The sequence below is a fragment of the Marinobacter xiaoshiensis genome (assembly GCF_031631795.1).
GTDB classification, from domain to species: domain Bacteria; phylum Pseudomonadota; class Gammaproteobacteria; order Pseudomonadales; family Oleiphilaceae; genus Marinobacter; species Marinobacter xiaoshiensis.
Genome location: NZ_JAVMBO010000017.1, coordinates 566,574 through 586,903, shown reverse-complemented (window position 1 = coordinate 586,903; position 20,330 = coordinate 566,574). Strand labels below are relative to the sequence as shown.

20 protein-coding genes are annotated in these 20,330 nt (G+C 54.2%); 11 read left to right on the top strand and 9 right to left on the bottom strand.

Annotation, left to right across the window (positions count from 1 at the left end; all coding sequences use genetic code 11):
* Nucleotides 1-23 precede the first annotated feature (23 nt).
* Both RKA07_RS14525 and RKA07_RS14520 read right to left on the bottom strand, forming a co-directional pair.
* A complete protein-coding gene (locus tag RKA07_RS14525) occupies nucleotides 24-1,232 on the bottom strand; it encodes a flagellar assembly protein T N-terminal domain-containing protein (RefSeq protein WP_200202896.1) in 1,209 nt (402 codons plus the stop codon).
* A gap of 95 nt (nucleotides 1,233-1,327) precedes the next feature.
* Entirely contained in the window at nucleotides 1,328-1,876 is a 549-nt protein-coding gene (locus RKA07_RS14520; protein ID WP_200369636.1) for an LPP20 family lipoprotein, read from the bottom strand.
* 259 nt (nucleotides 1,877-2,135) lie between these two features.
* Here RKA07_RS14520 and traF point away from each other — a divergent pair, with 259 nt between their 5' ends.
* The 5 genes from traF to trmL all read left to right on the top strand — a co-directional run bounded on the left by traF (nucleotide 2,136) and on the right by trmL (nucleotide 7,132).
* Nucleotides 2,136-3,395: a conjugal transfer protein TraF gene (gene traF, locus RKA07_RS14515; RefSeq protein ID WP_200202898.1), complete on the top strand. Its 1,260-nt coding sequence runs from the start codon at nucleotides 2,136-2,138 to the stop codon at nucleotides 3,393-3,395.
* A gap of 118 nt (nucleotides 3,396-3,513) precedes the next feature.
* Complete coding sequence (locus RKA07_RS14510) at nucleotides 3,514-4,635, top strand: tRNA nucleotidyltransferase/poly(A) polymerase-related protein (protein WP_200202899.1); 1,122 nt, start codon at nucleotides 3,514-3,516, stop codon at nucleotides 4,633-4,635.
* Between the two features lie 9 nt (nucleotides 4,636-4,644).
* A complete protein-coding gene (locus tag RKA07_RS14505) occupies nucleotides 4,645-5,391 on the top strand; it encodes a pteridine reductase (RefSeq protein WP_200369638.1) in 747 nt (248 codons plus the stop codon).
* A gap of 79 nt (nucleotides 5,392-5,470) precedes the next feature.
* On the top strand, nucleotides 5,471-6,649 hold the full coding sequence (locus tag RKA07_RS14500) for an acetyl-CoA C-acetyltransferase (RefSeq protein ID WP_200202901.1): 1,179 nt from the start codon (nucleotides 5,471-5,473) through the stop codon (nucleotides 6,647-6,649).
* 6 nt (nucleotides 6,650-6,655) lie between these two features.
* On the top strand, nucleotides 6,656-7,132 hold the full coding sequence (gene trmL, locus RKA07_RS14495; RefSeq protein ID WP_200369639.1) for a tRNA (uridine(34)/cytosine(34)/5-carboxymethylaminomethyluridine(34)-2'-O)-methyltransferase TrmL: 477 nt from the start codon (nucleotides 6,656-6,658) through the stop codon (nucleotides 7,130-7,132).
* A 54-nt stretch (nucleotides 7,133-7,186) separates the two neighbouring features.
* Here trmL and secB read toward each other — a convergent pair whose 3' ends face one another.
* The gene (secB, locus tag RKA07_RS14490; RefSeq protein ID WP_200202903.1) at nucleotides 7,187-7,690 is read right to left on the bottom strand and encodes a protein-export chaperone SecB; all 504 of its coding nucleotides are present in this window, start codon (nucleotides 7,688-7,690) and stop codon (nucleotides 7,187-7,189) included.
* Between the two features lie 152 nt (nucleotides 7,691-7,842).
* Nucleotides 7,843-8,259 (bottom strand): rhodanese-like domain-containing protein, encoded by a 417-nt coding sequence (locus RKA07_RS14485; RefSeq protein WP_200202904.1) that lies wholly within the window; start codon nucleotides 8,257-8,259, stop codon nucleotides 7,843-7,845.
* Nucleotides 8,260-8,418: 159 nt separating this feature from the next.
* Between RKA07_RS14485 and gpmM the strand changes: the two genes are divergently transcribed.
* The 4 genes from gpmM to RKA07_RS14465 all read left to right on the top strand — a co-directional run bounded on the left by gpmM (nucleotide 8,419) and on the right by RKA07_RS14465 (nucleotide 13,467).
* The gene (gene gpmM, locus RKA07_RS14480; RefSeq protein ID WP_200202905.1) at nucleotides 8,419-9,966 is read left to right on the top strand and encodes a 2,3-bisphosphoglycerate-independent phosphoglycerate mutase; all 1,548 of its coding nucleotides are present in this window, start codon (nucleotides 8,419-8,421) and stop codon (nucleotides 9,964-9,966) included.
* 62 nt (nucleotides 9,967-10,028) lie between these two features.
* Nucleotides 10,029-11,126, top strand: a complete 1,098-nt coding sequence (locus tag RKA07_RS14475; RefSeq protein WP_413785025.1) for a murein hydrolase activator EnvC family protein — start codon at nucleotides 10,029-10,031, stop codon at nucleotides 11,124-11,126.
* A 98-nt stretch (nucleotides 11,127-11,224) separates the two neighbouring features.
* Entirely contained in the window at nucleotides 11,225-12,622 is a 1,398-nt protein-coding gene (locus RKA07_RS14470) for a S41 family peptidase (protein ID WP_265092106.1), read from the top strand.
* 38 nt (nucleotides 12,623-12,660) lie between these two features.
* Nucleotides 12,661-13,467, top strand: coding sequence for a divergent polysaccharide deacetylase family protein (locus RKA07_RS14465; RefSeq protein WP_413785010.1), 807 nt, complete (start codon nucleotides 12,661-12,663; stop codon nucleotides 13,465-13,467).
* Here RKA07_RS14465 and hisF read toward each other — a convergent pair.
* The 5 genes from hisF to RKA07_RS14440 all read right to left on the bottom strand — a co-directional run bounded on the left by hisF (nucleotide 13,464) and on the right by RKA07_RS14440 (nucleotide 16,850).
* Nucleotides 13,464-14,237 (bottom strand): imidazole glycerol phosphate synthase subunit HisF, encoded by a 774-nt coding sequence (gene hisF / locus RKA07_RS14460; RefSeq protein ID WP_200369641.1) that lies wholly within the window; start codon nucleotides 14,235-14,237, stop codon nucleotides 13,464-13,466. The genes RKA07_RS14465 and hisF overlap by 4 nt on opposite strands.
* A 14-nt stretch (nucleotides 14,238-14,251) precedes the next feature.
* Entirely contained in the window at nucleotides 14,252-14,989 is a 738-nt protein-coding gene (gene hisA / locus RKA07_RS14455; RefSeq protein WP_200369642.1) for a 1-(5-phosphoribosyl)-5-[(5-phosphoribosylamino)methylideneamino]imidazole-4-carboxamide isomerase, read from the bottom strand.
* Nucleotides 14,983-15,624, bottom strand: coding sequence for an imidazole glycerol phosphate synthase subunit HisH (hisH, locus tag RKA07_RS14450; protein ID WP_200202909.1), 642 nt, complete (start codon nucleotides 15,622-15,624; stop codon nucleotides 14,983-14,985). The genes hisA and hisH overlap by 7 nt, the downstream gene beginning before the upstream one ends.
* 38 nt (nucleotides 15,625-15,662) lie before the next feature.
* Nucleotides 15,663-16,262, bottom strand: coding sequence for an imidazoleglycerol-phosphate dehydratase HisB (gene hisB / locus RKA07_RS14445; RefSeq protein WP_200202910.1), 600 nt, complete (start codon nucleotides 16,260-16,262; stop codon nucleotides 15,663-15,665).
* A gap of 126 nt (nucleotides 16,263-16,388) precedes the next feature.
* Nucleotides 16,389-16,850: an SRPBCC family protein gene (locus RKA07_RS14440; protein WP_200202911.1), complete on the bottom strand. Its 462-nt coding sequence runs from the start codon at nucleotides 16,848-16,850 to the stop codon at nucleotides 16,389-16,391.
* Nucleotides 16,851-17,052: 202 nt separating this feature from the next.
* Between RKA07_RS14440 and RKA07_RS14435 the strand changes: the two genes are divergently transcribed.
* Entirely contained in the window at nucleotides 17,053-19,254 is a 2,202-nt protein-coding gene (locus RKA07_RS14435; protein WP_200369643.1) for an AsmA family protein, read from the top strand.
* Entirely contained in the window at nucleotides 19,251-20,318 is a 1,068-nt protein-coding gene (gene mutY / locus RKA07_RS14430) for an A/G-specific adenine glycosylase (protein ID WP_310966643.1), read from the top strand. Before RKA07_RS14435 ends, mutY begins: the two co-directional genes overlap by 4 nt.
* Nucleotides 20,319-20,330 lie beyond the last annotated feature (12 nt).

Sequence of the window (20,330 nt, the reverse complement as noted above, 5' to 3'; positions counted from 1 at the left end):
CCCGCTCACCGGTTTAGCGTGAGCTACCAGATTATGGCAATGTCGTCTCGCTGAATGTTTACCTGCCCACCCAGGCTGGGCATATTGCCATTGCTGAAGTCCGGATGAACATTATTCAGGGTGACTGTCACCTGGCTGTCGCTCAATTCAGGCGTCCCTCCCAGGGAATCAAAATACCGGGCACTGCGATACAAATGCAGCTCATCACCCGGCCTCAGGCCAGCGGTTGCACCTGAAGCCAGTGTTACCTGCTGACCATCTACCCGGGTAATGCGGGCCATAAACGGCTGGCATGCCAATGCTTCGGTGACTGCCTGAGTCATGTCACCCAGAACACCAGCAACCGCCTTTCCATATTGGGTTTTTCGAAATCCTTCTGAGCCAAACCCTGTAGAACTGCCCACGCTCCCATTCCAGTCCGCGGCCGCCTCAAAACGTTGCTGATAGACAGGCGAACCGCTAAAGCCATCGAGAACCACCAGATCCACTGCAAACCGCCGGCGCTTATCGACGGCACCAATACCTCTTTGCATCTTGTCCAGAACCGATGTGCCCCACGCCGTAGGGTCTGCAACGCCAAGATCCCGGATAACGCCCGTGACAACAAACTGAGCACCCATTTCACGGGCTACCTGAATCACATTGGTTAGGCGATTACTACCCTGCTGCAACGTTGGCGCGTTCAACAGATCGGGGAACAGACGGGAGGTAGAGGCGGAAAGCACCTGCAAATTTCCAGCTTCCCGCAAACCTTGCTGCAACAACTGCGGCAGAACTTCACCAGCATCATCAATGCGCCCTACACGGGCCTGCTCAGGGTATAGAAGCGGAAACCCGGTTACTGCCACCCGCTTCCTCAAACGCCCGGAGTCTCCGCCGTCACAACTGGCATCACCGGCAGAAATATCCCCCCGTACGGTCACACGCATAAGATTGCCAATGCGGTGCTCATCAATCACTTTAACATTCCGCGCCCTCGCACTGGAGGCCAGGCGCATTCTGGACTCGGTAAGAACACCGTTTTCCATGGTATCTCTGGTACTAACCTGCGCCTCATACTGAAGAGCGAGATCACGCATGGCCGCATTACGGGCCTCTGCACGGGCAGTCGCGAGGTCCTCGTTATGGATGCTGGCGTGGCCCACACCTTCCAGAACAACCGCCTGAGCGCTGGCAATAAGCATCAGCGGCGTCAACGCACACCAAAGCGCCAAGCGAAAAAACTGCTTCATAAACCCGCGCATCTTTTCATTCCCGCATTTCCAAATGTGCCACGCTTCCAAGGCCTCTACACCAGTATCCCTATAATCAAACCCCGATGGCGACATTAGTCGAGATAGTACAGGGAATCCACGTTCTTGCTCTGAACATCACCAACACTGTCGTTGTATCTGGGCATAGGTATCGGACACAAATCCTGCACCTGATCGGCATCTACTTTCGACACGCAAGCCCGGAAACGTGGTTCCAGCTTCAGCTCCATTACCGTTTCGACAACGCCGTCGCTATGTTCGTTAACAGCAACCATTTTTGCGCCACGAATGTAGCTATCCACGTATGTTCGAAAACTATCATTTCGTAGAACAAAGTCGTTTACTGTAGAGCTGCCATAGACGACCGTGCCATACACTCGCTCAGCGAGGTTCCTGTAGGCATCCATCTGGGAGGCCCGGCGCGCCATCAAACGCTTACGCGTGTTGAGGCGATCTTTACTGGCGTCTTCATAAGTTCCAAAACCGCTTACGCGCACGGTTATAGGCTCCAGCCTGGGTTCGCTTTGTGCTTTACTCTTCTCACTATCCCGGTGCCCACCAACAGGCGCACAGGCCGCCAGTATGAAAGCCAAAAAAGGAACTGTTATCCAGCGAATGGCCATTATCTTGTCTCCAGAATTCGTTTCAGCTAACCATTACCGGAAACCATGAAAAAATCGCGCCAGCTTTTCTAACACACTGATTGAATGGATTTTATTGAACAAAGCTACAATACAGCCCGCTAAACCGGCAAATAACTGCCTCCGCTTACATATCAAAAACAAACCGTTACCGGTTATGCCGTGTTCCCGTACGCATATTGATCTAACCTTTCAGTACTCTCATTGTTCATAGAAACACACTTATCTCCAAGGTACCGAAATGCATCAATATCGCCTGTCCAGATTGTTCATTGCCGTGGGACTGTCCCTTGCAACTTCCTCAGCGCTCGCCAGTCCGCAGTCGTTTATGTCTTCACGCTCCTTTGCAATGGGTGGCACCGGGGTGGCTATTGCGCATCCGGCTTCCGCCACGTCTGCAAACCCCGCAATGATGGCTGCAGACCAGCACGACTGGGCAGATGATTTCGGCCTCACGCTGCCGTCTGTCAACGTGCGGGTTGCGGATGAAGAAGAAACCATTGATCAGATTGATGATATCCAGGACTCAATTGACGGGCTTGAGAGCGCCATCAGCTTTAACAATTCAACCGAAACTAAAAAGCAGGCGGGGCAGTTGCGTGAACAACTTGCCGGATTTGATAGAGACACCGTCCGAGGCAACCTCGGCCTTGGCTTTGCTGTTGCCGTTCCCGGAAAGACAATTTCCATGGGTGTGTTCACCAACGGCAATCTGACTGCAACAGCCAGGGGAGAGTACGACGAAAGTGACGACGCAATACTGGCAGACATAGAAGACGGCACGGTAACCTCTCTCCCTGGTGGCACTCTGACGTTAAATTCCCGCGGTAAGGTCCTTGCTTCAGCGGTGATAGAGGCAGGCATAAGCTTTGCTCACGCGTTGGAGCTGAGTAATGGTGAATCTCTCCAGCTGGGTTTTTCCCCAAAATACGTAAAGCTACAAACGTTTCAATACACGGAAACCGTTTCCGGTTTTGATGACAACGATTTCGACAGTGATGAGTCCCAAACTGAAAAGAGCGGCTTTAACCTCGATATAGGTGCTGCTTATGCGTTCGGAGATGAAAAGCAGTGGAACGCAGGAATCCTGGTAAAAAACCTGATTCCCATGAAGCTCGACTCCGCTGCAAGCCGGGCGGATCTTGGAGAGGAAGTACGCACTCTGAAACTCAACCCCATGGCAACCGTCGGCATCGCTCATAAGAGCGACTATCACGTTGTGACTGCAGAGGTGGATCTCACCAAAAAAGAAGCCTTTGGCTTTGAAGATGACACCCAGTGGCTCGCCTTGGGTGCAGAGTTCGACGCGTTCCGTTACGCACAGCTTCGCGCGGGTGTTCGTTACAACCTTGCAAGCAACAATGACAACGACGGCATTGCCGAGGAAACCCAGTTCACAGCTGGCCTGGGAGTCAATCTGTTAGGCGTTCGCTTTGATCTTGGCGCCCTGTTTAGCGATGCGGATATCGGCGCATCTCTGGAGCTTGGCACAGCATTCTGATTATTGTTCGAGCACTTCTTTCGGTGTCAGGCGAACCCACCAGACTATACAGGTTTGCCTGACACGCCCGGGAAACGGATAATTCCCGGATACTTCTCGGAAAGGAACCGAACCCTCCATGCAAACCTATCTGGTTGGCGGCGCTGTTCGCGACGAACTACTGGGCCTGAAAGTTAAAGATCGGGACTGGGTGGTTGTTGGTGCAACCCCGGAACAAATGCTCGCCCGTGGATTTACCCAGGTAGGATCAGACTTCCCTGTATTCCTGCACCCCAAAACACATGAGGAATATGCCCTCGCTCGCACCGAGCGCAAACAGGGCCACGGTTATCACGGCTTCTCGGTTTACAGTGCTCCTGATGTCACGCTGGAAGAAGATCTGTTACGCAGGGACCTCACCATCAACGCCATGGCGCGCTCCGAACAGGGCGAGCTGAGCGACCCCTTTGATGGGCGCAAAGACCTTGAAGCACGAGAGTTGCGACATGTTTCAATGGCGTTCAAAGAAGACCCCCTGAGAATTTTGCGCACTGCACGGTTTGCTGCGCGCTTTCAACCCCTTGGTTTTCGTGTTTGCGCAGAAACCATGGAACTCATGCGCTCTATGGTTGCCGAGGGCGAGGTGGAACATCTGGTGCCTGAGCGAGTGTGGCAGGAGATTCAGCGAGCCCTGCATGAAAATAATCCGGCTACGTTCTTTCAGGTGTTGAGAGACTGCGGCGCGCTAGCCGTGTTGATTCCGGAACTTTCCCCTGAGGCGCACTTCAGCGCAGCCATTGCTGGCCTGCAACGGGTTCACGCCAGCAATGGCTCAACAGCAGAGCGATTTGCTTCACTGTTATGCGCACTTGACGAGCCTGCGGGCACAGCAAGAGCCAAAGCGTTGAAAGCACCCAATGATTGCCAACAACTGGCCCGCCTGACTATGATTTTCACGCCCGCCATACAGCAGCTCGACCCGCTGCAGCCAGATGCAGGCGTTTTGCTGAAGCTGCTGGAAAAGGCCGACTTGTGGCGACGACCAGAGCGGTTCGCGCAACTCCTAAATGTACTTGCATGCACTCTTGAACCCGCAAATCGGGCAAAACTTGAAGCACTCCAAAATGCGGCAAAAGTTGCGTCAACCGTTGACCCTAAAATACTGATGGAACAAGGCTTCCTGGGCAAAGAACTGGGCGATGCAATCCGTACCGAGCGTCTTGCGCGTATTAACCAGGCACTAAGCAGCTTACTATCCTGAGGAACCACCATGCCTGAACATGCGCCTGTCGCCCTGATTACCGGTTCTGCCCATCGCCTTGGAGCCCGCACTGCGCAAATACTCCAGGAGCGGGGCTGGAACATCGCTATCCATTATCGTAACCGCGAAGATCAGGCTCACAGTCTTGCTGAATCAATGAACCAGCAGCGGCCAAACTCTGCCGTCGCACTGCAGGCAGACTTGAGTAACATCACCGACATCAGGCGCTTGGGCACCGAAGCAGCAGCTCAGTGGGGACGTCTGGATGCACTGGTTAACAACGCATCCGTGTTTTATCCAAACCCAACGCCTGAGGCCACGGAAGACGACTGGGACAGCATTATGCACACTAACCTGAAGGCGCCATTTTTTCTGCTGCAGGCGTGTCTTCCGGCTTTGCGGGCAAGCTCAGGCAGTGTCGTAAATCTCATTGATATCTATAGTGAAAAGCCGCTGGCAGACCACCCACTCTATTGCGCCAGCAAAGCAGGACTCGCGGCACTCACCCGGTCCTGGGCCAAAGACCTGGCCCCAGAGGTACGGGTAAATGGTGTATCTCCCGGGGCTATCCTCTGGCCAGAGGGCGACGCAGCGGTTGATGTAGGCTACCAAAGTATAATACTGGCCAAAACGCCCCTTAATCGCACCGGCACTCCGGATGATATAGCCCGCACCATCGTGTTTCTGCTGGCCGAAGCGCCATTTATTACCGGGCAAATCATTTCAGTCGATGGTGGCAGAAGCCTCAACATGTAGGCCGAGGGTTGGGCCTACGCTTTTGCCCGCTTGTCCTTTCCGGCTACAATGCGGCCAACTTTTAAAACGGAGAACTCTCATGCGTGATGTCGTCATCGTTGCCGCTCGGCGTACAGCTATTGGAGCATTTGGCGGAGGCCTTTCCAGCCTTCGTGCGGATCAGCTCGGCGCCGCTGTTATTAAAGCACTGCTGGAAGAAACCGGTGTTGCCGGCAACCAGCTCGATGAAGTTGTTCTGGGCCAGGTTCTGACCGCAGGTTCTGGCCAGAACCCGGCACGCCAGTCGGCGATCAATGCCGGCCTTCCCAATTCTGTCCCGGCCATAACCATCAACAAAGTATGCGGCTCTGGCCTCAAAGCTGTTCACATGGCGGTTCAGGCGATTCGCTGTGGCGATGCCGAGATAGTGATTGCCGGCGGACAAGAAAACATGAGCCAGGCACCCCACGTTCTGCCCAACAGCCGCAATGGCCAGCGCATGGGCAACTGGACCATGATCGATACCATGGTTACCGATGGTCTTTGGGACGCCTTTAACGACTACCACATGGGCATCACTGCTGAAAATATTGTTGAGAAGTACAACATCAGCCGCGAAGAACAGGACGAGTTCGCAGCAGCCTCCCAACAAAAGGCAGTTGCAGCCAGAGAAGCCGGTCGCTTTGATGGTGAAATCGTGCCGGTGTCCATTCCTCAGCGGAAAGGCGATCCAATCGTTATCAGCAAGGACGAAGGGCCCCGCGATGGCGTAACCGGCGAAGGCCTGGGCAAACTGCGCCCGGCGTTCAAAAAGGACGGCACGGTGACCGCAGGTAATGCATCATCCCTGAATGATGGCGCAGCAGCGGTCATGGTGTGCAGTGCTGAAAAAGCAAAAGAGCTGGGCCTGACCCCGCTGGCAACCATCAAAGCCCACGCCAATGCCGGCGTTGACCCGACCATCATGGGAACCGGCCCAATCCCCGCCAGCCAGCGCTGCCTGAAACTGGCCGGCTGGAGCGTTGATGATCTGGATCTGGTTGAAGCCAACGAAGCCTTTGCTGCCCAGGCTATCTCTGTAAACCGGGAAATGGGTTGGGATACCAGCAAAGTAAACGTCAACGGCGGCGCTATTGCTCTGGGCCACCCCATTGGTGCTTCTGGCTGCCGCATACTGGTTTCACTTTTGCACGAAATGGTACGCCGTGATGCGCACAAAGGTCTGGCGACTCTGTGCATCGGTGGCGGCATGGGCGTTGCCCTTGCAGTCGAGCGCTAAAGCCGAATGCTGAATGTGGTGCTGTACGAGCCGGAGATTCCACCCAATACGGGCAATATCATCCGGCTCTGCGCCAATACCGGCTGCAACCTGCATCTGATTGAGCCTCTGGGATTCACTCTGGAGGACAAGCAGATGCGGCGTGCCGGGCTCGACTACAGCGAATACGCCACGGTAAAAGTGCACAAAAACTATCAGGCGTTCCTCGACAGTGAGGAGCCTCGGCGCCTGTTTGGCCTCACCACAAAAGGCCACCGTTACTACCACCAGGTGGCCTATCAGGAAGGCGACTACCTGATGTTCGGCCCGGAAACCCGTGGCCTTCCAGAAGATGTACTCGAAGGATTATCTGCAGAGCATTGCCTGAAGGTACCTATGTGCCCGAATAGCCGAAGCCTCAACCTTTCCAACACCGCCGCTCTAGTGGTTTACGAAGCCTGGAGGCAACTGGGCTTTGAGGGCTCACCAGGCAGCACCTCATAAACAAAAAACCCGGCAGTTGCCGGGTTTTTTTGCAGTCAGGGTAGAGCAACACTCTTAGTGAGTTTTCTGCTCGGCACCGGCTTCACCGGCGGCCTCTTCCTGCTTGCGCTGCAATGCCTGAGCGTAGATAGCATCGAAGTTAACAGGCGCCAGCATCAATGCCGGGAAGCTGCCCTTGTTAACAACACCATCAATTGCTTCACGGGCATAGGGGAACAGAATAGTGGGGCAATAGGCACCCAGCATCTGGCCAAGCTGCGGCCCGTCAATACCTGAAACAAGGAAAACACCCGCCTGCTGAATCTCGACAATGTAAGCAACCTTGTCGTCAATTTTCGCCGTAACGGTCAGCGACAAAACCACTTCATACTGGTTATCACTTACTTTTGTGTGAGCGGTGTTGAGATCCAGATTTACATGGGGCTTCCACTGCTCCTGAAATACCACCGGTGAATTCGGGGACTCAAAAGACAGATCCTTCACGTAGATACGCTGAAGAGCAAACTGAGCTTGGTTCTGGTTTTCGTTGCCTGCGGCGGCTTGCGGATTCTCAGCCATGTTAAGTCCTTTTGCTTTAGTAGGGAGTCGTAGAGAGGGCTCGGGGCCCGTTGTTATGGTTACATCTGCCGTGACAGTCTACTGTCTGGCGTCGATCAGTTATGTGAAACAGTGCGGCAGATCGGCGCGCAGATCAAGTTATGTCGCAGTTTCTACTTTTTTACCAGCGGCAAGTTACTGGCCTTCCAGTCACTAACCCCGCCGTTGAGTCGCACCACATTGGTGAAACCCTCTGCGTTCAGCTGTTTGACGGCCATGGCGGAATGCTGCCCCATTTTGTCCGCCACAATAATCTGTTTGCTCTTGTGCTTGTTCAGCTCGGCAGCCCGACTTTTGAGACTGCTCAACGGAATATTGACTGAGCCGGTAATGCGGCCCTCGCCAAACTCTTTGCGGTCACGGATATCAACCACTATGGCTTCGTCCCGGTTGATCAGGCTAACAGCGCCTTGAGCAGAAATCTTGGCTCCACCCCGCCGGGACTCCAGCACCAGAATAGCAACAAGAAAAGCCACAAAAAGTGAAGCGAGAACGTAGTGGTTAACGACAAATTCAAACAACCGATCCATGAGGTTACCCTGAAAATAAGTTTGGGCGGATTATACACAGCCTGCTCGCCGGACAGAAGGTGACCATACAGGTGACGACTGTGGCCTCAAAGTGTAAAAATGGATAAGCTTCACGCCTACTTCTGTAAATTTACTGCAACTCTACCTCCGGACTGAATGATGACAGCATTGCGCAAGCCGACAGCACTGATAATTCTCGACGGCTGGGGCCATCGTAAACCCGCCGAAGATAACGCCATCAGCAACGCCAATACGCCTTTCTGGGACAAGCTTTGGGCTTCCAGACCCAAAACGCTCATCAACACCTCCGGTATGTTTGTAGGTTTGCCCCAGGGCCAGATGGGCAATTCCGAAGTCGGGCACATGAACCTTGGCGCGGGCCGCGTGGTTTACCAGAGCCTGACGCGCATCGACAAGGATATAGAGGAAGGAACCTTTAACGAAAACAAGGTTCTTTGCGCAGCAATCGACAAAGCCATAAGCAATGGCGGCGCTGTTCACCTCATGGGCCTGCTTTCTCCCGGCGGCGTTCACTGCCATGAAGACCACGTGCTTGCAGCCGCTGAGCTTGCAGCTGCCAGGGGCGCTAAAGAAGTCTACATTCACGCATTTCTCGATGGCCGCGACATGCCACCTCGCAGCGCTCGCCCCTCCCTTGAAAAGGCGGCTGCAAAGCTGAAAAGTCTGGGCGTAGGCCGTGTAGCCTCAATTGTCGGCCGCTATTTCGCTATGGACCGGGACAACCGCTGGGACAGGGTGGAAGCAGCCTACAACCTGATGACGTTAGGTGAGTCAGAATTCATGGCCGCCGATCCTGTTTCAGGCCTGGAGCAAGCATACGAGCGTGGTGAAAACGACGAATTTGTTAAACCAACCCTCATACAAAGCGCCGGCGAACTTGCGGCCACAATCAATGATGGCGACGCCGTCCTGTTTATGAACTTCCGGGCTGACCGAGCCCGGGAAATGACCCGCACGTTTGTAGATGAGGGTTTTGACGGGTTTGAACGCAAGAAACACCCGAATCTCGCAGACTTTGTAATGCTCACCGAGTACGCGGCAGATATCAAAACCTCCTGCGCCTACCCGCCAGAACAGCTGATCAACGGTTTGGGTGAATACCTGGCAGGGCTAGGCAAAACCCAGCTCCGCATTTCCGAAACCGAGAAATACGCCCACGTCACCTTCTTCTTTAACGGCGGGCAGGAAACGCCTTTTGCCGGCGAAGACAGAATTCTGGTGCCCTCCCCTAAAGTGGCAACCTACGATCTGCAGCCTGAGATGAGCGCTCCGGAAGTTACCGACAAGCTGGTAGAGGCCATCAAAAGCGGAAAGTATGACCTGGTGGTATGCAACTACGCCAACGGCGACATGGTGGGCCATACGGGCAAGCTGGATGCAGCCATCAAAGCAGTAGAATGCCTCGACCAGTGCGTACAGCGCGTAGTTGAAGCACTGGATGAAGTCGGTGGCCAGGCACTGATAACAGCTGACCACGGTAACTGTGAACAGATGACAGACCCCGACTCTGGTCAGGTGCACACAGCACACACCATCGGGCCAGTTCCCCTGGTCTACACAGGTAGCCGCGAAGTAAGCCTGAGTGATGACGGCAGCCTGAGCGATGTAGCTCCCACCCTGCTCGCATTGATGGGCCTGGAACTACCGAAGGAAATGACCGGGCATAGCCTGGTTAAAGTCGGTTGATCCGGAAACAGGCCACAGCATTGCGACTGACTGCAGTACTGACGCTGACTCTCGCACTGTTATTGGGTGCAGCACCGTTAGCGTTTGCTAAAGAGGTAACGCCAGCCCAGATCGAAGCCCTCAAGAAACGTATTGAGGGTATCGACAAATGGCTGGCCAATGCCGAAAAGGACCGCTCCTCTCTTGAACGACAGCTGGCTGAAGCTGAACGCACCATCAGCCGGTTGACTCACGAGCGCAGATCCCTGCGAGAACAGGTAAAGGTACAGCAGCAGAAGCTGACCACACTGCAAAGTGAAGAGCGGGAGCTGGCGCGCACCCTGGAGAGCCAGAGGGAAAGCCTGAAAAAACAGATACGCACCGCCTGGATGGAAGGCGATGCACCCGTTGTAAAAGTGCTGCTCAACGAAATCAATCCGGACAACATTGCCCGGACCATGACCTATTACGAATATCTCAGTCGCGACACAGTACGGCGATTGGAAATTTTCCATAAGAACCTCGAAGAACTCAAGGTCACACAAGCGGCCGTGCAAAGCACCCGGGCCGAACTCGCGAACGCTGAAGAGGGCGTAATAAAACGCCAGCAGGCGTTAAAAGCGTCCCGCCTGGAACGCGAAAAAACCCTCGCAGCGCTTAACCAGGATATCCGCAGTCACCGTAGCGAAAAAGACGAACTGGAATCCGATCGAAAGCGATTGGAGGAGCTGCTTTCCGAGGTTCAGCAAGCCATCGCCAGCATCCCGTCGCCCAATGAATCCAAGCCCTTCCCGTCGCTGCGCAACAAGCTTCCATGGCCTGCACAAGGCAAGGTAGTCAGTCGTTTTGGAGAAAAATACGCAGATGGCAAACTGCGCAGGAACGGGCTGATCATTCAGACCGGGGAAGAAGCCGAGATCAAAGCCATTCATTATGGCCGGGTTGTTTTTGCCAACTGGCTCCGGGGCTTTGGCCTGATAACAATTATTGATCATGGCGATGGCTACATGACACTCTATGGCCACAGCAGCAGCCTGTTCACCAGCCCGGGGGACTGGGTTGTAGCAGGGGAAGCCATCGCACAAGCAGGCCGTACCGGTGGAACAGACGCGCCAGCACTCTATTTTGAAGTTCGCCATAACGGCAAACCTGATAACCCGGGCCGCTGGCTGACCAACTGAACAGCCGGGCCGGGGCTGACAAATGAGCCCGCTGCCGCCATACTGTCGGGATTATAGAAGGTTCAGTCCAACTACCGGAATAACCACGGGATATGTGAATGAAACGGGTCCGAAGTACACTCCAAGCATCACCTTTGCGCTCAGCCATCCTTGCCGTCTGTTTCATCTCACTCCCCGGTTTGGCTTTCGCCCAGGATAACCCGGGAGACGACACCCAGGTACTGGAAGGCATTCAGGAAGGTGAACGCATTGAAATCACCCTGCCTGACCCGGAAAAACAACTTCCCCTGGACGATCTGCGCAAATTCACCGAGGTTTTCAGCCGCATCAAGGCAGCCTACGTTGAAGAAGTAGAGGACCGCCAACTGCTGGAAAGCGCAATTAAGGGCATGCTCTCCGACCTCGACCCGCACTCCACCTACCTGGCCCCGAAAGACTACGAAGAGCTTGAAGAAAGCACTTCCGGCGAGTTTGGCGGCCTGGGCATTGAAGTGGGCATGGAAAATGGCTTTATAAAGGTTATTGCCCCCATTGATGACACACCCGCTCAGCAAGCTGGTGTTCGGGCCGGCGACCTGATTATCAAGCTTGGCGAAAAGCCCGTAAAAGGCATGAGCCTGGAAGAATCCGTTCAACTTATGCGGGGCAAGCCTGGCACCGTCCTTACGCTGACCATTATGCGAGAGGGGCAAACCGGCCCCATAGAGATCGATGTTGAGCGCGCGGTTATCAAGGTAACCAGTGTAAAGAGCCGCATGATCGAAAACGGATACGGCTACGTGCGGGTGACCCAGTTCCAGGCTGAAACCGGCGGACAGTTTACGAAAGCCCTGAACAAACTGAAGAAAGAACACGGCGGTGATCTGGACGGATTGGTACTGGACCTTCGCAACAATCCCGGCGGTGTATTGCAGGCGGCCGTAGCAACCGCTGATGCCCTGCTGGACGAAGGATTGATTGTATACACCGAAGGCAGAATTCAGAGTTCCCGCCTCCGCTTCAGCGCCAAAGATGGCGACGTGATGGCTGGCACCCCCATTGTTGTACTGATTAACGGCGGCTCGGCCTCTGCATCTGAAATTGTTGCCGGCGCCCTGCAGGATCACAGGCGGGCTGTCATTATGGGCACACAGTCCTTTGGCAAAGGCAGCGTTCAGACTGTTATCCCACTGGATGAAACTCACGCCATCAAAATGACAACGGCGCGCTATTACACCCCTGACGGTCGCTCCATACAGGCCACCGGCATCAAGCCAGACATCGAAGTAAAGCCGGCCGAACTGAAAGAACTGGATAGCCGCCCATTTTTTACCGAAGCGGATCTGAGCGGACACTTGATTGGTCAGGACGAAGAAACGGAAGGCAAAGGCAAGCAGTCGGAGGGTGAAGACCAACCTGGCTCTATTGCCGACAGGGATTATCAGCTACGCTCAGCACTCAATCTGCTGAAAGGGCTGAACATTCTGAACCGCAAGGGAGCTGACGCAGCACAGTGAAGGCACTCTCTATTCGAGCCCTGGCGACTTCAACTCTGCTGAGGTTTGCATTGGCTTTATTGGCAAGCATTACTGCCAGTAAAGCAGCTGCAGATCCGGCCCCGCAGGGTGTTCCGCCAACTATTGCCATCATCATTGATGACATGGGGCACAACCTGCACGAGGGCGAGCGCCTGGCCAATATGGATCAGCCGCTTACCCTGGCGTTTCTGCCCTACCGGCGGCACACAGACTCCCTTGCGCGTTTGGCCCATAGCCAGAGCAAGGAGATCATGCTGCACGCACCTATGGCCAACACCCGGAACTTTGGCCTCGGGCCTGGCGGTTTGACGCCAGACATGGATGAGCCAGCCTTAACAACGACCCTGCGTCGGGCCTTGCAGTCCATCCCTTTTGTACAAGGTGTGAATAACCACATGGGCAGCTTGCTAACCCAGCAACTGAAACCCATGGATTGGGTAATGAAGGAACTGTATCGCTACCCGGTTTATTTTGTCGATAGCCGCACCATTGCCTCATCCATTGCGGGCGACGTTGCCGCGGCTTATCAGATTCCCACACTGACACGGGACGTATTCCTGGACCACGAGCAAACGGAAGAGTTTGTAGATCGGCAATTCAAGGAATTGATTCGGCAAGCGAAGGAAAACGGTAGTGCGATTGGCATCGGCCACCCACACACAGTGACTGTCGACTATCTGGAAAAGCATCTTCCCCTACTGGATGAGCAGGGCATCGCTATTGCTACCGTGAGCGGGCTATGGGCTATTCGCAACAACAACCAGAGAATGTTTGCGGTAGGCGAAAAGCAGACCATACGACCTGCTTTTGCCAAGAAAGACTAATCCCGGACTTCAATTCCTTGAGCCCTCATGAAGGCCTTTGCTTCGGGAATGGTGTACTCACCAAAGTGAAATATCGAGGCCGCCAGCACCGCATCTGCACCACCCTTGGTGACGCCATCTGCCAGATGCTGAAGCTCGCCAACGCCGCCCGAAGCGATCACAGGAACAGATACCGCATCACTTACTGCGCGAGTCAGGCCCAGATCAAAACCGATTTTGGTTCCGTCTCTATCCATGCTGGTAAGTAAAAGCTCACCAGCACCCATTTCTACCATTTTGCACGCCCATTCCACGGCATCCAGCCCTGTCGGCTTACGCCCACCATGGGTAAAAATCTCCCAGCGGGGCTCTTCGCCTTCAGCACTTACCTGCTTGGCATCAATCGCAACCACAATGCACTGGCTACCAAACCGCTCTGCAGCTTCTTTTACCAGCTCTGGATTAAACACGGCAGCCGTGTTGATCGCGACCTTGTCTGCGCCAGCGTTTAGAAGTTTGCGGATGTCCTCAACGGCACGAACACCACCACCAACGGTTAGCGGAATGAAGACTTCTGCTGCCATGCGCTCAACCATTTCATAGGTCGTATCGCGACTCTCACTGCTTGCGGTGATATCCAGAAAGGTGATCTCGTCGGCGCCCTGTTCGTTATAGCGGCGAGCCACTTCTACCGGGTCTCCGGCGTCCCGGATATCCACAAAGTTTACGCCTTTAACAACGCGCCCCTTGTCCACATCCAGGCAGGGAATAATGCGTTTTGCCAATGCCATAATATTTGCCCTAATCAGCCTTTCAGTGAGTCACAAAACGCCTGAGCTTCAGCAACATCCAGCGTGCCTTCATAGATCGCCCGGCCAGTGATCGCACCAATGATGCCCTTATGGGCAACTGGCGCCAAACGCCTAAGGTCATCCATATTGGTTACGCCACCGGAAGCAATTACCGGAACTCCACCTTCTTCAGCAAGAGCAGCCGTGGCTTCCACGTTTACGCCCTGCATCATGCCGTCGCGGTTGATGTCGGTGTACACAATTGATTCAACGCCATCGTTGGCAAATCGCTTGGCCAGATCAATAGCCATAACTTCGGAGACTTCGGCCCAGCCATCTGTAGCAACGCGGCCGTCTTTGGCATCCAGACCCACAATGATGTGACCAGGGAAGCGCTTGCACATTTCCGTCACGAATTCAGGCTCTTTGACCGCCTTGGTTCCAATAATCACCCACTGCACGCCGGCTTTCAGGTAGGCCTCGATGGTTTCTGCTGAGCGAATGCCGCCGCCAATCTGAATAGGCAAATCCGGGTATTTCCGGGCAATGGCCTTAACAATTTCCCCGTTAACCGGCTCGCCTGCAAAGGCACCATTCAAATCGACAAGATGCAAACGACGGGCTCCAGCCTCCACCCAGCGGGTGGCCATATCAACCGGGTCGCCACCAAACACGGTGGAATCTTCCATACGACCCTGGCGCAAGCGAACGCATCGGCCGTCTTTCAGATCAATGGCGGGAATAATCAGCATGTTCCGTTCCAATCAGTAAAGTTTTTGAGTAATTGCAGCCCCGCCCCGGCACTTTTCTCCGGGTGGAACTGCACTGCAAAAATATTGTTGCGCGCTACTGCCGCTGCCAAATCAACGCCGTAATGGCTGCGCCCGGCGATGTCTGCGTTAGCTTCTGCCTCAGCGTAATAACTGTGCACAAAGTAGAAGCGCTCGCCATCGGGAATACCCTGCCACAGAGGATGCTCAACCGTGTGGTAAACCTCGTTCCAGCCCATATGTGGCACTTTCAGGCGCTCGCCGTTTTCTACCAGGCTGTCGCCAAAATAGCGGACTTCTGAAGGAAACAGACCAATGCAGTCAACTCCGCCATTTTCTTCACTGCGGGACATCAGCGCTTGCATGCCTACGCATATGCCGAGAAACGGGCGGTCGCGGGAAACTTCGCGCACCAGTTCATCCACACCAAGCCGACGAATTTCTGCCATGCAATCACGAATGGCACCTACACCGGGCAGAATCACCCGGTCGGCTTCACGAATCTGGTCTGCGTTGTCGGTCACCAGAACTCTGGTATCCGGGGCAACGTGCTCTACCGCCTTGCGGGCAGAGTGAAGATTACCCATGCCGTAGTCTATGATGGCAACGGTTTTCATGGTCAGTTCTGTGTCCTTCAGTGGCTTGGAATGGCAGCTTACAGCGAACCTTTGGTAGACGGGGTAACACCCGCCATCGCCATGCGCTCATCCATTTCAACCGCCATGCGCAGAGCACGGCCGAATGCCTTGAACACAGTTTCGATCTGGTGGTGGGTATTCTTGCCGCGCAGGTTATCAATATGCACAGTCACCATGGCATGGTTGATAAATCCACGGAAAAACTCTTCGAACAGATCCACATCAAAGCCACCCACAACAGCCCGGGTAAAGGGTACTTCCATAATCAGGCCAGGGCGACCAGACAGGTCAATCGCAACCCGCGAAAGGGCTTCATCCATAGGTACATAAGCGTGGCCATACCGGCAAATGCCTTTTTTATCTCCCACAGCCTGTTTGAACGCCTGGCCTAGAGTAATGCCAACGTCCTCCACTGTGTGGTGGTCATCTATGTGCAGATCGCCTTTGGAAACGATATCCAGATCCATCATCCCATGACGGGCAATCTGCTCCATCATGTGCTCCAGAAATGGCACTCCGGTATCAAATCTGGATTTGCCGGTGCCGTCGAGATTAATGTCGACAGTGATCTGGGTTTCAAGGGTATTTCGTTCTACCCGAGCCTTACGTTCGGCCATGGAGACTCCGTAGCAAATTAAGTGGCACAACGCCGGAAGATATCAATTCCGGGATTATACCTTTTATGCTCTCAGGAGTCCCATAACCGGGCTAATCGGTACGATAGTTTGCCTGACCAAAAAAAATCAGAAGGCTTTCTTCAGGTTGGCCATATAGGTATCCACCAGGCCGTTAAACTCATGTTTGATAACAGGGCTGATGGCCAGTTTTAAAAGCCCAGGCAGTGGCAGTGTCAGCTCAGCACTGGTCTGAAATTTGGCAGTGGTGGCAGTATCACCTTTAGCCTTCAGCACCCAGGACCCACGCACCACGCCATTACCCTCGCCTTTCACAGGCTCCCAGGTGATTTTCCCTGTGTCTTTATCTGAAACGTACTTGCTTGCGTACACAGACTGAATTGCGTGCTTGTCGATACCCACCTTTTCCATTTCCCAGCGGTAGGTGTTGTCACCCAGATCAGTGAGTTTATTCACTTTTGGAAAATGAGCAGCAGAGCGCGGCACATCTGCCAGCAGGTCGAACACCTCGTCATAACTGCCGGGTATTTCGAGCTCTCGGTTCAGTTCAATCGAAACAGTAATAGCCACAGCGAACTCCTTTTTATGGTTATTCAGTAATTTCAGCGCAGAAACAATGGGAGTATTTTGGCCTAACACTACGGCATTGTCATACTCCCACCCTGTTAATTTGTTAACCCTGCGTTATCCTTTAGCTTATTCGCATACGGATTCACCTTGAATCCTGAAAACTCTCGCAGCTAGTTCTCGCAACAAAAAGGACGCCCGAAACATGAAAGCCATACGTTATGTGCTGATCGCCATCGTTGCAGTTATTATTCTCGCCATTGCCGCGATTGCTATAGCCATGGCTGTTATCGACCCGAACGATTACAAGCCGCAAATCGAAAAAGCTGTTGAGGATAACACCAACCTTGACCTCATTCTGGAAGGCGATATTGGCTGGTCTTTCATTCCTCTCGGGCTCGAACTGAACGATGTAGAAGCCACTCTGGATGGCGAGCGCTTCGTTGCGCTGAAGCAGCTGGTGGCGCAGATTGACCTCTGGTCTCTGATAGCCATGTCGCCACAGGTAGACACCTTCGTGCTCGACGGGCTAGAGGCCCATCTGAGCATTAACGAGCAGGGGGAAGGCAACTGGACTCGCATCATGCCTGAACCCGCAGAAGGCGATGCCAAGGGCAGACAGGACCTTACCAGCACACCAGAGCAAACTGCCGCTGCAGATACCAGCGATGAACAAGGCGGCAAGGCCCTCAACTTCAATGTCGATAACGTGCAAATCAGCAATGCCCAGGTGCATTACAGCGATCTGAGCACCGGCCAGAAGGTGACTCTTGACGATTTTTCGGTAAACGCCAGCGATATCACTCTGGGCTCTGAGTTTCCGCTGGAAATTGGTTTTCGTGTAGAAACAGCCCAGCCACAATTCGCAGTGGATGGCAGCATCGAAGCCCGTCTTGCCGCGAACGAAGCACTGAACGATTTCGCAGTCTCCGGCCTGAAAGCAGAATTCAAAATGAACGGAGAGCCATTTGGTGGCAAATCCGTGACCGCCAAGCTGTCGGGCTCAGCGAACGCCAATCTGGAAAATGAAACTGCAACGCTAAGCGACTTTACCGCCAGCCTCGCAAATCTGACCCTGAACACGAACCTGGACGTTAAAGGCTTTGGCGCCAAGCCAGCCCTCAAAGGCACACTGGCCATCGATGAGTTTTCCCTTAAAGATCTGCTCGAAAACCTGGGGCAACCTGCTATTGCAACAACCGATGAAGCAGTTCTTCAGGCCATCGCGTTGTCCACCAATATCGGCGGCCCTGCAGGCAAGCCTGCGCTGTCTGACCTGATGATCAAACTGGATGACACCACCTTCAAAGGTTCAGGTAGCTACAACCTCGACAATGGCGGCATTGTGTTCAACCTTCAGGGTGACAAGCTCAACGCAGATCGCTACCTGCCTCCAGCCGTTGAGGGTGCTGAAGCAAAAAACAATGCACCTGCTCAAACCGCTGCCAGCGGCACGGAAGGCGACCTGCTGCCACTGGAAACCCTGCGCGGCCTGCTGCTGGATATCAACTTCGGACTGGGTGAACTGATTGTAAGCAACCTGAGCATCAATGAGATCAAAGCCAGTACAACCGCCAGCAAGGGCGTACTGAAAGTGGACGAGTTCAGCGGCAAACTCTATGAAGGTAGCTTTGGCGCAAATGCCACTATTGATGCCCGCACCGACAATCCAAAATGGACCATCAACTCAGACGTGAGCAATGTGCAAACGCTTCCTCTGCTGGCAGATCTTGCAGAAATCACCATGCTGTCCGGTGGCGCTAACCTCAAAGTGGATGCCACAACCTCCGGCAACCGCATCTCGGTATTGAGAGACAAGGCCGACGGCAAGATCAGTTTCAATCTTGCAGAAGGTGAATTCCGCAAAATGAACCTGACTCACCTGGCATGCCAAGGCATTGCTCTGGTCAACCAGGACCAGCTGTCAACGGATGACTGGGGCGACACCACGCCGTTCAACGACATGCATGGCGTTCTCGAGATTGATGGCAACGTATTCAATAATACCGATCTGGTCGCCTCGCTCGCCGGCATGAAACTGGAAGGCAAAGGCAACGTTGACCTGAAGCAAACCCTGGTCGATTACGAATTAGGCCTGAGAATTGTGGGCGATATCCACCGCGACAACGCCTGCCGCGTAACTGAATATGTGGAAGACGTGGTTATACCGGTGGAATGCCGTGGCGACTTCTCTGGCGGCGCAGCCAGCCTGTGCTCCTTTGATGGCTCACGCTTCCGCGATACGCTAAAAACCATTGCAGCCAATGCCGCGCGCAAAAAGGCCAATGAGGAAGTGGACAGGGCGAAGGGAAAGGCGGAAGAAAAAGTACGCGAAAAACTGGAAGAGAGTCTCGGAGAAGGGGCTGCCGATAAAGTAAAAGATACGCTCAAAGGCCTGTTCAAGTGACAGCAGACTGCTTCGCTGAAAATCTTCTGAAATGGTACGACCAACACGGCAGGCATGACCTGCCGTGGCACCACAACCGCACGGCATACCGGGTTTGGGTTTCTGAAATCATGCTTCAGCAAACCCAGGTAGCAACCGTTATCCCCTACTATCAAGCGTTCATGGTGCGCTTCCCGGATGTTCAATCTTTGGCGGAGGCGCCCACAGACGACGTACTCAGCCACTGGTCGGGGCTTGGCTACTACGCCCGCGCCCGCAACCTGCAAAAGGCCGCCCGCACCGTTATGGAAGATTTCGGCGGCACCTTCCCGGCCGCACAGGAAGAACTGGAAACCCTCACTGGCATTGGTCGCTCTACTGCCGCCGCTATCGTTGCCCAAGCGTATAACAAGCGTGCAGCCATACTCGACGGTAACGTAAAGCGGGTGCTTGCTCGCTACCACGCCGTTCCCGGCTGGCCCGGCCAAGCCTCAGTGCAAAAGCAGCTTTGGGTACACGCAGAAGCGCACACACCCAATGAGCGTGTTCGGGACTATACCCAAGGCATCATGGATCTTGGCGCACTGGTGTGCACGCGCACACGCCCAGCCTGCGAGGACTGCCCTCTGAAAAAAGGCTGCACGGCATACGCCAGAGGAGAAGCCACCCTCTACCCTGGCTCAAAACCGAAAAAAACGAAGCCGGAAAAAACCACCTGGATGGTAATACTTGAAGACCGGGATGGTCGCATACTGCTGGAACGCCGACCACCTAGCGGCATCTGGGGAGGGCTGTGGAGCCTACCTGAACTGGACCCGGCATATGGCGCAGATGAATTGCAGGATGCTTGTGAGAGAAGCCTTGGGGTTGATTGCACAGAGCCAGAGTTGATCGATGGCTTTCGTCACACATTTTCCCACTACCACCTGCACATTCAGCCCGCTCGGCTGAATGTAACCAGGCAAAACACCGTGAAGGACGATGCCCATCAGAAATGGCTGCACCGGCACGAAGCCCTGGCTCTGGGCTTACCAGCGCCAATCCGCACACTGCTCACCAGCCCGGAGCAGGTCAGTCTGCTGTGACGACAGCCCACA